Source organism: Verrucomicrobiota bacterium, assembly GCA_027622555.1.
GTDB lineage: Bacteria > Verrucomicrobiota > Verrucomicrobiia > Opitutales > UBA2995 > UBA2995.
On the sequence record JAQBYJ010000118.1, the window covers coordinates 1 to 15,353 of the forward strand.

The 15,353-nt window shown below is 48.2% G+C and carries 11 protein-coding genes; 8 read left to right on the forward strand and 3 right to left on the reverse strand.

Features of this window, described 5'->3' with window-relative positions:
• Positions 1 to 79: 79 nt before the first annotated feature.
• The gene (locus O3C43_21095; protein ID MDA1068990.1) at positions 80 to 451 is read right to left on the reverse strand and encodes a helix-turn-helix domain-containing protein; all 372 of its coding nucleotides are present in this window, start codon (positions 449 to 451) and stop codon (positions 80 to 82) included.
• Between the two features lie 983 nt (positions 452 to 1,434).
• Between O3C43_21095 and O3C43_21100 the strand changes: the two genes are divergently transcribed.
• Together O3C43_21100 and O3C43_21105 are read left to right on the forward strand one after the other, a co-directional pair.
• Positions 1,435 to 3,039, forward strand: coding sequence for a solute:sodium symporter family transporter (locus O3C43_21100; GenBank protein ID MDA1068991.1), 1,605 nt, complete (start codon positions 1,435 to 1,437; stop codon positions 3,037 to 3,039).
• A gap of 418 nt (positions 3,040 to 3,457) precedes the next feature.
• Positions 3,458 to 4,072: a nucleotidyl transferase AbiEii/AbiGii toxin family protein gene (locus O3C43_21105; protein ID MDA1068992.1), complete on the forward strand. Its 615-nt coding sequence runs from the start codon at positions 3,458 to 3,460 to the stop codon at positions 4,070 to 4,072.
• 90 nt (positions 4,073 to 4,162) lie between these two features.
• Here O3C43_21105 and O3C43_21110 read toward each other — a convergent pair whose 3' ends face one another.
• On the reverse strand, positions 4,163 to 5,320 hold the full coding sequence (locus O3C43_21110) for a type II toxin-antitoxin system HipA family toxin (protein ID MDA1068993.1): 1,158 nt from the start codon (positions 5,318 to 5,320) through the stop codon (positions 4,163 to 4,165).
• Positions 5,317 to 5,613: a helix-turn-helix transcriptional regulator gene (locus O3C43_21115; GenBank protein MDA1068994.1), complete on the reverse strand. Its 297-nt coding sequence runs from the start codon at positions 5,611 to 5,613 to the stop codon at positions 5,317 to 5,319. Before O3C43_21115 ends, O3C43_21110 begins: the two co-directional genes overlap by 4 nt.
• 454 nt (positions 5,614 to 6,067) lie before the next feature.
• On the opposite strand from O3C43_21115, the gene O3C43_21120 reads away from it, so the two are divergent.
• From O3C43_21120 to O3C43_21145, 6 genes are all read left to right on the forward strand, one after another.
• Positions 6,068 to 6,427: an STN domain-containing protein gene (locus O3C43_21120; protein MDA1068995.1), complete on the forward strand. Its 360-nt coding sequence runs from the start codon at positions 6,068 to 6,070 to the stop codon at positions 6,425 to 6,427.
• A 421-nt stretch (positions 6,428 to 6,848) separates the two neighbouring features.
• A complete protein-coding gene (locus tag O3C43_21125; GenBank protein ID MDA1068996.1) occupies positions 6,849 to 7,376 on the forward strand; it encodes a sigma-70 family RNA polymerase sigma factor in 528 nt (175 codons plus the stop codon).
• Between the two features lie 130 nt (positions 7,377 to 7,506).
• Positions 7,507 to 8,565, forward strand: coding sequence for a FecR domain-containing protein (locus O3C43_21130; protein ID MDA1068997.1), 1,059 nt, complete (start codon positions 7,507 to 7,509; stop codon positions 8,563 to 8,565).
• Positions 8,566 to 8,885: 320 nt separating this feature from the next.
• Positions 8,886 to 12,731 carry a TonB-dependent receptor plug domain-containing protein gene (locus tag O3C43_21135; GenBank protein MDA1068998.1) on the forward strand — a complete coding sequence of 1,282 codons (3,846 nt, stop codon included), beginning with the start codon at positions 8,886 to 8,888 and terminating at the stop codon, positions 12,729 to 12,731.
• Positions 12,732 to 12,821: 90 nt separating this feature from the next.
• Positions 12,822 to 14,381, forward strand: a complete 1,560-nt coding sequence (locus O3C43_21140; protein ID MDA1068999.1) for an arylsulfatase — start codon at positions 12,822 to 12,824, stop codon at positions 14,379 to 14,381.
• A gap of 155 nt (positions 14,382 to 14,536) precedes the next feature.
• On the forward strand, positions 14,537 to 15,353 hold an 817-nt coding region (locus tag O3C43_21145; GenBank protein ID MDA1069000.1), incomplete at its 3' end, for a dehydrogenase.

A 15,353-nucleotide genomic window follows, 5' to 3' on the forward strand; every position in this document is an offset into this window, starting at 1 on the left:
GCTTATCATTGGACAACTTGAAAGTGCGGCCAAGGTGAGGCTTCAGACCGTGGGCTTTCCAGATGCGCCGGACCGCCGTTTAGCTAATCCCAGCCGATTCAGCCATGGTGCGTGTGCTCCAGTGGGTGGCATCGGCGGGCTTTTGCTCCAGGGTTTTCCTGACGATGGCCGCGATCTTCTGCGCCGAAAATTTCTTTCTGCGACCGGGACGGGGGGCATCTTTCCTCAGTCCGTCAATACCAAGCCGGATAAAGCGTTCGCGCCATCGTGCCGAGAGTTGGCGGGTGAGGCCAAGTTCCCGGGCAATCCCAATGTCTTGCATCCCCTGCGCGGCCAGGAGTATTATCTTCGCCCGCTGACAAAACCGGACGGAGACCGATCTGCCCTTGGCAACCTTGCTTAGCAGGGCTTTTTGGTCGGAGGTAAGCTTAACCGCAGGGGCGACTTTCATGAACCAAAGCCTAAACCAGTGCCAATGGGGATATCAATCTTTATGTTATATTATTTACGCCGCACTATATTAGCTTCTCCCATAAGTACAGTCAAGGCATGTTGAGTCGTGGATGGCTGCATGGGCGTGATTTTATCTGCGGGGAGTATCCGGCCTCTTGGTCGAGCGAATGGCTCAATCCAATTTTCCTTGAACCCGAGATGGGTAGGGCGACTGCGTCCTCGCAGTGCCGTGTATTTCCGGGACGTTCGGCGGCTGTGCCAGCCTTCGCACAAGGCTCCGGCACGGTTCGACGGGGACGCACCCGCCCTACCTGTTTGTCTGTGGGAAGTCGGAGATCAATTGCGTTAATGTCGAGACTCCCAGCGCTTTCAGTTATGCCCTAACTGAATGGGCGGGGTAAATCCCTTGCGGCGGTTTTGGCAAAATCTCCCTAGCTAAGTTACATAAATCCAAGCCAGGGACCGATCGCCGAGCGGTCCGATTCAGATGAGTTTGAAAAAAGAAGCAAAAATGCCTCAGACTTCCACGCAGAAAGAATCCCATGGCTGCATCGCATGTTGGGAGACTTTTTATGAACTATCATGAACTTTCTCTGATTGGAAAGCCCTCGGTTTCGCCGATCATTTGAGAGGCCTTGGAAAATTCTCTCATTTTTCTTTAGTGGAATCCAGCCTTTCAGACGTCATCTTATTAGAGGGTAGTTCCTTCTGACTAATACCTGTAGTTTTGAGTTATGTATTAGTTTCTATTGTTGTAGTTGTTTGTAATGTAATTGTTCATCGAAAGCCCTCACGGTAGGGGTACCGTGAGGGCTTTTGCTTGTACGCATTTGTCTGACAGGATGTGCCCATTGCTGTGGCAATTCCAGGAACAGAAAAAGATCTGGTGTAGCTCATTAATTTTGCTGGGTATGCGAAACTTGACCCCTTCGCACTATTGCCTGTAGACAACTGGCTGAACTCTCCATTCCAAGCTCCATTATGACTATTGTTACCTTTCTGTTCTTCACCGGTTTAGTTGGTTTGATTACCTGGCGGATGACGCGCAAGGACGACCACGGGACCTCCACGGGTTACTTTCTGGCCGGACGGACGCTTACGGGCGGTTTCATTGCCGGGTCGCTTATGCTGACCAATCTTTCCACGGAACAGATGGTGGGATTGAATGGAGCGGCGTTCACGGATGGTATTGCCGTTATGGCCTGGGAGGTGATTGCCGGGGCATCGCTGGTGTTGATGGCTCTCTACTTTTTACCCAAATACCTTCGGAGTGGAATTGCCACGATTCCCGAATTTCTCGAGCGACGTTTCAATGGAACGACTCGTTCGATCACCAGTATCATTTTTATTATCGCGTATGCGGGTATCCTGTTACCTATCATTCTTTATACCGGTGCTACCGGATTGGCCGGGATTTTGGATCTTAAAGAGCTGACCGGGATTCAAAGCGATACGACCGTGCTTTGGATGACGGTGTGGTTCATTGGAATCCTAGGTTCCATATACGCGATTTTCGGTGGATTACGAACCGTGGCGGTCTCGGATACGATCAATGGATTTGGATTATTGGTCGGGGGTATCATGATCGCGGTCTTCGGATTATATGCGGTAAACGATGGAGGTATCTTCCAGGCGCTTGGCGAGATGAAGGAGGCCCATCCTGAAAAATTTAACAGCATCGGCGGAAGCAAGTCTTCGGTCCCTTTCAGTACGCTGTTTACCGGTGTCTTGTTGTTGAACCTATTTTATTGGACGACCAATCAACAGATTATTCAACGAACCTTTGGGGCGACCTCGCTCAAGGAAGGGCAAAAGGGAGTGCTGATTGCCGGTGTCCTAAAAGTGCTGGCTCCCATCATTCTCGTATTACCAGGGATGATCGCTTTTCATCTTTATTCGGACCAAGCCGGTTTCAGGGCTGATGAAGCCTACGGCACTTTGGTTCGCAATGTGCTGCCCTCCTGGTTGGCAGGTTTCTTTGCAGCGGTGATGGTGGGTGCGATTTTAAGTTCCTTCAACTCGGCTCTAAATAGCACGGCCACACTATTTTCGCTGGGGGTTTACAAGCATTGGATCAAACACGATGAAGCGAACGAGGACAAAGTGATTCGGAACGGAAAACTCGTGGGAACGGTTATGGCGATTCTAGCCATGTGCACGGCACCTCTACTGGCAGGACAAGACAGTATATTCGGATACCTGCAAAAGATGAACGGCCTGTATTTTATTCCGATCTTTTCAGTCGTGCTTGCTGGATTCCTTTTCAAACGTGCCTCCGCCCCGGCAGCTAACATGGCTTTGGTGGTGGGCTGCTCGATACTCGTTCTTGGCTATTTCGTACCACCCTTTACCGGAATGGCGCAGCAGGTGCATGACTTTCACTTCCTCGGGCTCGTATTTGCGCTTCTCATGGTCTTCCAATTTGTCATGAGCAAAGCGAAACCCTTGCCTCAGGATTGGGAGCACAAGCATTCAGGAGATGTCGATCTGACGCCGTGGAAGTGGGCCAAGCCGGTCGGCATCGGAATCGTAGTGTTTGTAGTCACTCTCTATTTGTCCTTAGCCGATTTCTCGGTGTTGGCCTAGAGGATTTCTCCAGCGTGCAGTTTCTTTAGGAAACTAAATACCGGTAGTACCCAAGTATATCCAACAGGGTGCTTCCGCTCGCCGAAGTATGCAACGTTGAGGTCAAGTGCAAAGGGCCCCAAGTTAAGCGTTGAAGTGACATAGTCTTTGAGTTGAATTAACCGACTGACTGCTCATCGATGAATTTTTCCAAAGAACTATTTTGGGATGTAGACCCTGAATCCATTGATCAAGATAAACATGCACGGTTTGTCATCGGGCGGGTATTGTCTCGCGGAATGATGTCTGACTTCCTCGAACTTCAAAGGACATACAGCAAGGAACGGATTAGGCGGGAGTTGCCTCTTTGTCGATCATTGGATCCCAAGACCGTGAGTTTTTGCAGCGTTTATTTTGGCCTAAAAAAGGAGAATTTTAAGTGTTACGCTACGAAGCTATCCAACCAGAAGCACTGGATTTACTAAGAGCCTTGGCGCCATTGCCGGCGTTTGAAGACTTCGCTTTGGTCGGTGGAACCAGCCTGGCATTGCAATTGGGGCACCGCTTGTCAGTCGATCTTGATTTTTTCACACCGAATGATTTTAGCACCGACCATGTATTGGAAGTATTAGAGCCGCATTTCGATCTAGTGGTTACCGGGAGAGCGGCTTATTCACTGAATTGCCTGATAAACGGAATCAAGGTGGATATTCTAAGGCACCGATATGTTTTACTAAAAGACCTTGTTGTTGAGGGTGGAATCAAGCTTTGGTCCATCGAAGACATAGCCGCAGCGAAGATCTCCGCGATTACCAATCGGGGCGCCAAAAAGGACTTCTATGATTTAGTGGCGATATTATCTGTAATGCCCCTGGATTCAGTTTTGTCCTGCTTCGAAAAAAAGTATCCCTCAGGCGAAAGATTCATGGCGATGAAGTCTTTGAGTTGGTTTGAAGATGCGGAAAGTGAACCGGATCCGATCACTCTTGCTGAACTCAATTGGGAGGAAGTAAAGGAGACAGTTCTGGAGTCATTGAAGAAAATTCCCTCCTAGTGGTTTCAGGACCAGGAAGTTTTTTCCGTTTTCTTTTTTTACGCACTGTGGGTCTGTCGAATTTCCATACGAAACTTAACTGACTCCAGACTAACTTATCTTTGTCTCACCGAAAGCATCTCGGCATTGCTCGATTATTTGAGTTGGTTTGTCGATTGAGAACAGCTCCGCAACTTCGATCATGTCGGAATCTGAGATGGAATTCCACTTTGAGTTGATGCTCAATGCGTGTTCAGGTTTCTCGGGTGTAGGTGTCAGGTCGTAAGCAGGTGAAAGAATCCATTCGAAAGACTCTTTAAGAAGGAAAGAGTGATTTCGGACGTGGTCGTCACGGTTTCCGGAAACGACGTTGAAGACCATCCTGCGATACTGTTGAACAATCTGGCGGTGGTCTTTACAGAGCGCCATAGTTGTACGTAGCAAGTCCTCATAACTGCTTCCGTAACGGACGGCCAGCTGGTGAGTAATTCCACCGAATGTGTGGGTATGGATTCTATTTTTGCCTGCGCGGTCAAAGCGCTGAACTATCAAGTGAGCGTAAGCTCCGCTTTCTTTATCTTCACCTTTTATAAGCCAATGATTCGGTGTTTTGATTCCTACTAGTCGAGCAGCTGAAAGTAGACGGTGTTCTTTCTCGCACAAATTCCTATGGTGCGCCGGCATTTGTTTTCCCATATCCAGTTTCATGATGCAGGGTTCATAGCCTTCTTCATATTCATTCGAACCAATCATCAATTGCTCACTGTCTTCCTTCCAACCGAACAGGAGTTTGGGAAATCGGCCTCCGGGATTACTTCCTGCTTCATGGAGTATACGAGATCCGGGAAGATTACCCGAGATCTGTTCGATAACTGCCCCCGCAAATTGCATGGCCTCCTTGATGTTGCTGAAACTATTCTTATCTGAGCTTTCCTCGGGGTGATACGTTAATGCCCCCAAGGCGCCGGTACCAACAAGGGCGAGCCGCTTCAAAATCGATACGTTTTCCGGAGAGATGCCGGCTTCTCTGAGTCTTCGATCCATTATAACCCTTCCCCAATGATCAGGGAGGGAATCTGCAAAAAGACCTGGGAGGTTTCCTTCGAAGGGGCTTCGCGTTGTGACCACTCCTTGCTGGATGGGGAGGTAAAAGGGTGAGAGTTCGATCTTCTTACGGAGAAAATCGTTGTCATACTGAAAGAGCATCTCGCCGGTGTCGTCATTAAGCCGTCCTACCGATTCCCCATGATAGCGTATGATGAGTCTCATCGTGAGCGGCTCCTTTTCCGGGCGGGTTTGGGGTTTTCTATTTGATCGAGATCTGCAAAAGGGGAGGGCCGCAAAATGGTTTCCAGTTCGGAAATGCGGTTGAGTGATTGGATAACGCCAACCAGACGCTCCAGGGAAATACTTCCTTCCTGCTCAAAGCGTCGATAGGTGCGTAGAACAATACCGGAGCGCTTGGCCAGCTCTTCTTGTGACAGATTCTGTTCCAATCTCAGGTCGCGGCAACGATTTGCAATTTCCGCTGCTATCTCTTTCTTTGTTTTAAGTGGCCACATTAGGAGAGTAAATAAGTAATATTGAGTTAAATAGCCAAATAATGTTATATACAAGTTCTAAATATTGATCGATCGAAAGTGTACACTCGGGAAGGCGAACAATTATTTAGGGGTAATTTGACGGCCATTCGTTTTGAACAGTTAAGCCAGACTCAATGGTGATGAAATCTTCAATTGTCAGCGAGGTCGGATTGTCTGAATATACTGAAACACAGCTCGCTTATGCCACAGTTTGATAAAAAGGAAAACGAATGGTTCCTTGAAGAGTTGTACCCGCATGAGGCGATGTTTCGGGCCTGGTTGGCCAGCAGGTTTCCTTCCATGTGCGATTGCTCGTAACCTTTGCATCGAATCTAAGGAGAGATCCAGGAAAACTTTTTTGATTTCCCTATAATAACCTCCCGTCGGCCCGTTCGTCTTGTTAAAGCAGGGAACCATTTCCCGTGAATGCAATATGAAAGACATTTCTGTTTTAAATGCAAACGGCCGAGGTTGGATTTGGTCGGGTCTTATTTTTGGTTTGTGGATGGTATCCGCAGGTTTTTCTGGCTGTACGCCAAACGACTCAGGTGAGATCGTTCGTTTCCATGTCGAGGAGGGGCTGGCAGTGGAAACGCTTGAGGAAGCGGCACGCCAGGCGGAGGTGGAGTTTATTTTCTCTTCGGAATTGGTCCAAGGTCTTAGAACGCCCGCTATTAAAGGAAAGTACACGCCTCATGATGCCTTCGAGATGATGCTAGCCGACTCTGTCTTCGTTGTCGTTCAGCACCAGCAGTCCGGGGTCTATAGTATTCAGAAATCCACCGACCAATAACCTGCACTTCTCATCAGATGGGTTCAAATAAAAGTTAAACAAATGAAGAAAAAATACTTAGGAATTTTGTGTAAATTGCAGTCTGTAAACGTACGATTGTTATTCTCGCTTCGCTCGTTGAGGTGTCGCCTCAGGAGCTCGGTAGAGCCCAGCTTCAGGCCGACATGCCGTGTATGTTCCGGTCTGCTTCGCATCCGGTCTTGTCGAAGCCTTGCTTCTCGGAACCTCCATCTCGGCTCGGTCACGCACTTATGTGCGCTTCCTCACCTATCAGTCGTCAAGCCCGACATTGGTCCGATTCGCTTCGCGCTCGGTCATGTCATCACTCCGTTCCTCGGAACAATCCAGTGAGAAATGCAGGTATGACTATTGCGATATGATTCAATTTAATTACCTCTAAACTCAAGCAAACGCGAACTCCATGACTCAGGAAGAATCTAAACAATCCCTTTGGTATAAGGAGCACCTCCGACCTCATGAACCCATGCTTCGGGGCTGGCTGAATAGCCGGTATTCTGAACAGATTGATGTCGACGACCTCATTCAGGAAGCGCTTATCCGGGTCCTCCGAGCTAAGGAGGAAGGCGAACTCAAATCTCCCAAAGCCTACTTCTTCGCCATTGCCCGCAACCTGGCCCTGGATCACATCCGCAGATCGAAAGTGGTATTCAATCAACGTCTGTTGAATGAGGAAGCCATGGACCTGCTCGATGAGGCCGAGAGCATAGAGGAAACCGTCTCCCGCAATCACGAGCTGGAAATTTTAACCGAGGCCATCCAGGCCCTGCCCGAACGCTGCCGACGTGTATTCACTCTGAGTAAGGTCTATGGCATGACTTATGACCAGATTGCCTTTGAAATGGGTATCACCTTTAACACCGTATCCGCACAGATCGCCATCGGACTGTCCAAGTGTGGGGAGTATATGAGAAAGCACGGCCAAGACTGATGAATAATTTCATTAAAACTGTAGGAGCGGCTTTACGCCGCGATTCCTTAACCGGGCATCGCAGCAATCGGGGGATAAACCCCCTCCTACAGTACAAACCAAAAAGAAAAACTCTTTCAGAAACATATCCATGAAAAACAACGAATTTGAATCACCCGATGTAAAACGCATCGACCGCGAAGCTGCCGATTGGGTGGCGAAAAAGATCGGAGGCTTCACCGCCAAAGATCAGGACGCCTTTTTTGATTGGCTGGCTGCCGACCCTCGCCATGGCGAATGGTATGAAAAGCACCAGAAGACCTGGAAGGAGTTGGATATGCTGGCGCAATGGTTACCGGAGCACAGCGAAAAGCCCAACCAGGATTTGCTGAAACACCGTTACCCCAGATATTTCTGGGGCGGGATGAGTGGTATTGCAGCAGCTCTTATTCTAGGCTTTGTCGTATTTACCTCATTAACGGCCCCTGGAAAGTCGGAATTCGTTGCAACCAATCTCGTTGCCAACGCATACGAAAGCCATGAGCTGCCCGACGGATCCGTTGTTGAGCTCAACCAGGGTGCGGCACTCAAGGTCAATTACACCAAAGCGCTTCGGCGCGTGGAGCTTGTCTCCAGCGAGGCTCACTTCAGTGTAACCAAGGATCCCAACCGGCCCTTTATTGTTCGGGTTCGAGGGTTCGACATCCGCGCAGTTGGTACCGCTTTTAATGTGCGTCTTACGGATCATTCTGTTCAGGTCATCGTGACGGAGGGCAAAGTTCAAGTGACTGAATTGCCGATTGAAAATGTGGTAGAAGACGAAATGTCCTACGATGAATCGTTGTTTAAGCAGGAACTGGTCGTTGGCCAGATGACCGAAGTGCCTTTTACCCGAAGAGAGCCTTCGCTTCAGGAGGTCCTGCAGACAGAAGTTAAAGACGTCTCTCTAGGCGAGATGAATCAATTGCTGTCCTGGAAACCACAGATGTTTGAGTTCGATTCCACTCCGCTTTCCGAAGTGATTGAGGAATTTAACAGCCGCAATCAAACGCATCTGGTTATAGGCGATGCCGACCTCGCCAGGCTTCCAATCGTTGCCTCCTTCAGATCGGCTAATGTAGAGCACTTTGTGGAACTGCTACAATTGTCGATGGATTTGAAAATCCAAAGGGAGGGCGAAGATACCATTATTCTCCATTCATCGTATTAAACCGATGATGCTTTTTCGTAAAACTGTAGCGGGTTTAGTTGCATATTTCTGGGAACGCCAAGCCCCAGCTTGGCATCACTACCATTATTGCCGAACTGGGGCTCGGCGCTCCCGGCAACAGCTCCTGCAATCTCACTTGAGATGCGGCATTCATCAACATGCATCCCAGGTCATCCGTACCCACATCGCTATTACGTTCATTCGGATTAAATACTTACTGAATGAAAAATTTTATAACTTTTTTTAACAACCTACACATAACTTCTTCGTCATAGACTGTGAAGACCACGCTCTAATGACATTCCATCAAACATCATCCTATGGCTTTCCAGGCGTATCGTCGAAGCAGTCTATGGTTCGTTTTTTTATGTTGTTTAGTGCTGTGCTTCACTGGCCAACAGGTTTCCGCGCAAGCGGAGACAGAGAAACGGAGCTTCGACGTGTCCGAAGGGTATGCCATAAATACCCTGAAGGAAGCGGCAAAACAGGCGGGCGTGGAATTCATCTTCTCCGCCGACTTGGTCAAAGGTGTAAGGACTTCATCGATAAAAGGAACTTACACGCCTTTGGAAGCTTTCAGTCTCATGCTGGCGGAGACCTCGCTCGAAGTATTTCAACACGGAAAAACTGGTGTTTATGCTATCACGAAGATCTTTGATCTCAAAACCCCGGAATTAGAACAAAAACCCACAGAAGAGACTGATATGAATGCTAAAAAGAACAATTGGTACAAAACTTTGGTTGCCGCGCTTACGCTTGGAATAACCGCCTCGCAAGGTCTCAGCGGCCAGCCTGATGAGGCGGAAGAAAAATTGGTGGAATTATCTCGATTCTACATCCCCGCCGAAGAACAAAGTGGCTATTTAGCTACAGCCACCTTGGCTGGCACTCGTTTGAAAACAGATCTAAAAGATGTCGGAGCGGCCATCTCTGTGATGACCTCCGATTTCATGGAAGATGTAAATGCGGTCGATGCGTCCACGTTGCTTTCCTATGCTTTGAATACAGAGGTGGCTGCAGGAGACCAGGGAAATTTTGCCGACTTTGTGATTCGAGGTGGAGACCACAATACGGTGCACAACCAAGAATCTCGAGAAAGACCTCAAGACGCCCAGCGGATTCGGGGGCTTGCGGAGGCAACCCTAACGCGAGACTTTTTTCTTACTAGTATACCGTTTGACAGTTACAATACATCAGAAGTCACGATTAATCGAGGGCCCAATTCACTTTTGTTCGGTATTGGCACTCCCGGCGGCGTCATCAATAACGGGCTTAAGCAAGCCGTCATGGACGAGGTTTTCGGTGCAACTTCGTTACGTTTAGGGGAACGCGGGAGCTACCGCGCCACGGTAGACTACAATTCCGTGCTCATAAAAGATCGTCTTGCCATTAGGGTAGGGATTTTGGAATCAGACACACAATATCAACAACGGCCGGCTTTTAGAGAAGACAGCCGTCGATTTGCAGCCTTGAATGCAACTTTGTTTGAAAATGAAGATGTTGGTTGGCTGGGTAATACGAGATTGCGAGTACATTACGAGGAAGGAGACGGTGATGGCATTCCGGTGAACACCCTTCCGTTTTTTGATGGCGTCAGCCATTGGATGGAAAAGCCGAAAAATTTTGATAGGGCTTTAGCGATTTCAGGTGCTGATACACCAGCATGGTACGAGGATGGAAACTTCACGCCTAAATGGACTGTGGACGGCGTGAATGGACAAATTAATGGAGAAGATGTTCAGGACACTCTGAACACATTGGGGCCATTTAGCGAGGTCGTATGGGCGCATTTCGCCTCCGTTCACCAAAGCTTGACGAATCAAGAAAGTAACATACCCGGTCGTGACGGTAAAACAGTTGATGCGATAAATCACCGAGTATTTTGGAATAGAAATCCTGAGATCCCCGATTATACACGCAACTTAGTAGATTCATTTTTTTCCGGAAACGTTTTTAGCTCAAGTGACAATGTTCCTGGATTTAGGCCAAGCAGTATTATTGATACCACCGGTATTTATGATAATCGCGACCTATTATTGGCCGGGCTTAGTCAGTCGGTAAAGCAAGATTTCGATGTTATAAATGTTCGACTGGACCAGACATTCTTCGACGGTCTGGCAGGAATAGAGTTAGCATTTAATAAGGAAGGTTATACGGTTGACTCACACCTGCCTTTCGGGGGAGCGGATCAATCAACGATGCTTGTTGATGTGAATGAGAGGCTTAATAATGGAATGCCTAATCCTAATGTGGGCCGTGCATTAATTTACGATGTGGGCTTTGGATCCGCTCGCAATGTAACCACGACTGATCGGGAGGCATTTCAAGCCACCGCCTTCTACGAAATTAATTTCACTGACAACGATGTTGCGTGGCAGCAATGGCTAGGCAGGCATGTTCTTACTGGTTTTGTGGGACAACAGACTATAGATAATACAGGTTTGAGTTATCGTAAACATAATATCGATATTGGTACAGACACAGACATCCGATCAACTTTGAATGCTCGCATTGGCGGGTGGCGCCGGAATATTTATTCCTTCGTGTATGTCACAGATGATTTGCGGGGCAGCCAATTTCAATCACCCTCGGATGTACATATTGATACCTATTTTAAAGGCCAATTACCCCAGGTTGGAGATGTCATGACTGTACAGTACCAAGAGTGGAATCCAATTTGGAGAGGAGATGATAATGATCGTTTTTTCCAGTCTGATTTTGGAGTGGAAGAACATCTCATCGGCGGAGGTATCAATCGCAGGGAAATCGATTCAGAGGTCATCAGTATGCAAAGCTTTTTATTCAACGATAATATTGTTGGGTTACTCGGATGGAGAACCGATGAATTAACAGAGATAAACTCTATTTCAAACGCTGAATATAATGCAATTGCTCCAGACACCCGAAACAAAACATTCTTCACTGGTGAATTCGATCGGGACGCTGTCCGCTTGGGCACCCGACCAGAGGATCGAGAAACGCTATCTGGGGACACGTTCACCTGGAGTATTGTTGCCCACAAACCAGAGGATTGGATAAGGTTGCCGGGTGATATGCAATTGAGTTTACACTACAACGAATCGGAGAATTTCTCTACGTCAGGCGTCCGTAGGACCGTGTTGGGGGAAACAATTCCCGCGCCTACGGGAACAACGGAGGATGTTGGATTTACCCTTAGAACGTCGGATAACGCGTATTGGGTCCGCGTAAATTGGTTCGAGTCGAAGAATCAGTTCGCGACTGCTCCTATCAGTGCAAAGACGATTACGAATGGCTTGTTTCACTGGGCTGGTTACGAATTTGATGGGGACTCTTTTGAGGACGCAATGGCTTTGAATGAGGAGCTTAACGGTGTTGATCTTCGCCCATTCCTCAGCAGCTTCGACGATGTTTACGACGAAATTTTGCGCATTCTTCCACAGGAAATTAGCAATCGTTTCGAAGGATTTGATGATGAGAATGAGGCGATTTTTTCGGATAATAATGGTGAAACCACGACACAAGACTTTGTCGCAGAAGGTTTGGAAATCGATATTGTCGCAAACTTCACGCAAAACTGGACGATGGCTCTTAACGTGGGGAAGCAGGAGACAGTAACCTCTAATTCGGCGCCAGTCTATAGGAAGGTCATATCTGAAATGACGGACAAGTGGGCCACCTCTCCGTTGCGCGACCTGATGGTGGCGCCGCAGCGTGTGGATGCATGGACTTTTTGGCAGGAATGGACTGGGGACATGATAAACCCATTAAACGCGCTATTGGCCCAAGATGGAACCGTCTCACAAGAGCAAAGGAAGTGGCGTGCGAATCTCGTTAGCAAATACGCGTTTAAAGAAGGTCTTTTCAAGGGGTTTGAAATTGGTGGCGCTATTCGGTGGCAGGAGAAGGTTGCGACAGGATATGAAATCACAGTACTTGATGAAGCTGTGTTTCCTATAGTGGATAGGCCTTTTTTCGGACCTGATGAAACAAATGGGGATATTTGGATAAATTACGAGCGATCTATCACTGACAAAATTGACTGGTTTGTTCAGTTGAATTTTCGGAATGCATACCGAAGCAATACAAGATTTATTCCTGTAATTACAAATCCTGATGGTAGCCATGCCGTATACAGAAACTCAAATCCAAAAGAAATATTCCTTACCAACACATTTAGGTTTTAAGAAATAATCGGAAAAGATATACAGAGTCTTGTGGTCTCAATCTACCCGGGTAGATTGAGACTGCAGTGTTTTTGGAATAAGAAAAATACCATGTCTTTGAAAATGCTGAATAAACTGGTTCTAGTGTCGTTGACGATTGTGGAAATGGGATACATATCCACCGCCGCCACTCATGATGGAAGTCAACCCAACATCGTCTTCATGCTAGCAGACGATATGGGATGGAATGAAGTTGGATTTAATGGGCTCGATCCGGAAATCACGCCCCACATCGACCGGCTTCGCGACGAAGGAACCAGCCTGACCCAGTTCTATGTCCATGCCGTCTGCGCCCCGACTCGGGCCGCCTTTTTGACCGGTCGCTTCGCTTTCCGCACCTGGAGCGACTGGCGGTCGGAGGATTTCGGCAAACCAAGCTATCTCAAAAATCTTGGGCTGACCTTGGAGCGAAACTCCGAAGGTGACGAAACGAGAAGAATCCATGGGCTGGATACGGAAGAGCGCACAATCGCCGAAGCTCTCAAAGAAGCTGGCTACTTCACCGGACTGATCGGCAAGTGGCATTGTGGCGAGTGGCTACCCGAGCATCTTCCCCTGGGTCAAGGGTTCATGCATCAGTATGGGCACTACGGCTGGGGAATTGACTACAACAATTACACCATTCCCCACAATGCTCCTGCCCGCTATGCAGTCTACGACTGGCACCGGAACCAGGAGCCGCTCTACGAGGATGGCTACACCACCGATCTTTTCGCCAACGAAACCGTACGGCTGATCGCCGAGCACAAGGATGGCAAGCATGGCAAAAAACCCTTTTTCTTCTATGTGGCCTTTAATGCCATTCATGGTCCCTTGGAGGAAATTCCCCGCTACACCGAAAAATACGAGAAACGTTATGCTGCTCTAAAGTGCCTGGATGACGCGATTGGACGTATAATTGGGGCGCTAGATCAATATGGCTACAGACATAATACTCTGGTTATTTTCGCCAATGACAATGGCGGCCTACGCGAGGAAATGAACGCTCCGTACAAAGGTACCAAAAACACAAACTACGAAGGCGGAGTTCGCGTTCCTTGTGTTATGAGTTGGCCCGGAATACTCAAACCCAATACTAGCAATGACGGCATGATGCACATTGTTGATTTGTATAATACTTTTATTAACCTTGCCGGAGGGAATCTGAAGCAGGAACGCAAGGTCGATGGTATGGACATGACCGATATGTTGTTTGCTGGAAAAGCTAGTCCCAGAGACGAGATTATTTTCGAAGTATCCGGTAGCGTCAGGCTTCCGGCAATCCGAAAGGGCGACTACAAGCTCGTCGGCAAAGAGCTTTACAATATCGCGGTCGACCCTAGCGAGAGCGAAAACATCGCCAGTAAATATCCGCAGATCGTCGAACGCCTTTCCCAACGGGTCGCCGAAGCGGGAACCGAACGTCCCCCCATGCCCGATGTTTCCCGCCTCATGTCCCCGGCACTCCCTTGGGTCTACGGGCAACAGGAAAACGCCAACGCCCCAGAATGGGTTAAAGAGGAAGTCCGCAAAGTTCGAGCCACCCAGCCGAAGGAATGGGCCCCGGGGACGACTCCTTGGCCGCAAGCGCCAATCGACGGGAAGATCATCTATACAGGTGATGGCCGTTAGAGTGATTAACTGAACAATATAATCCTATACAGTTAATGGCAAAGCAAGAAGCTTTGAGAAATTTGACCTTTGGAAATTTTGATTGATAGTCACTCATCGCCCGGAACTAAAATAAAATAACCTCCAAAAAAGTTATAATAAAGTATACAAACAAAATGGGTAATTATCATTTAGTACTTCTGTTCTTCTTGGCGCTGACTGCTACTCAAGTTAATTCACAAGAAAGGCAAGATGCTCACGCACCGGAAATGGCGGTGAATAACCTGGAAGTCTACAAAGGCTTGGAGGCCACCCTATTCGCTTCCGAACCTTCGATCAGCAATGTTACCAATCTAGATGTGGACCATTTGGGGCGGGTCTGGGTTATCGAGGTCAGGAACTTCTGGGGTGAAGGCCTGGAAGACACTCGATTGGAAGGTGATCGCATCCTCATCCTTGAGGATACCGATGGAGATGGGGTGGCCGACACTCAAAAGACCTACTACCAGGGTCGCGACATCGATGCGGCTATGGGAATTTGTGTGCTGGGGAATCAGGTCTTTGTAACTTGTGCTCCGAATATCATCGTATTCACCGACATCGATGGTGACGATCTACCAGATCGGAAAGAATACTTGTTCACCAAAACCGGAAAACCGCAGGCCGGCCACTCTACCCATTCGGTGGTGTATGGACCAGACGGTAAACTATACTGGAGCATGGGTAATGAAGGGAGGCATGTGCATGACCGCAACGGTAACTTGGTAATTGATCGCGCTGGCAATCCGGTATTCGACCGCAGATATGCGGATGAGATTTTAAATCACGATAGGAATGACTCTCCTTATTGGGGCGGCATGGTTTTCCGTTGCAACCCAGATGGTACTGAGTTCGAAACTCTCGCCCATAATTTCCGCAATAATTATGAAGTGGCGGTAGATTCCTTCGGAGGTCTTTGGCAGTCGGATAATGATGATGACGGTTATTTCGGCG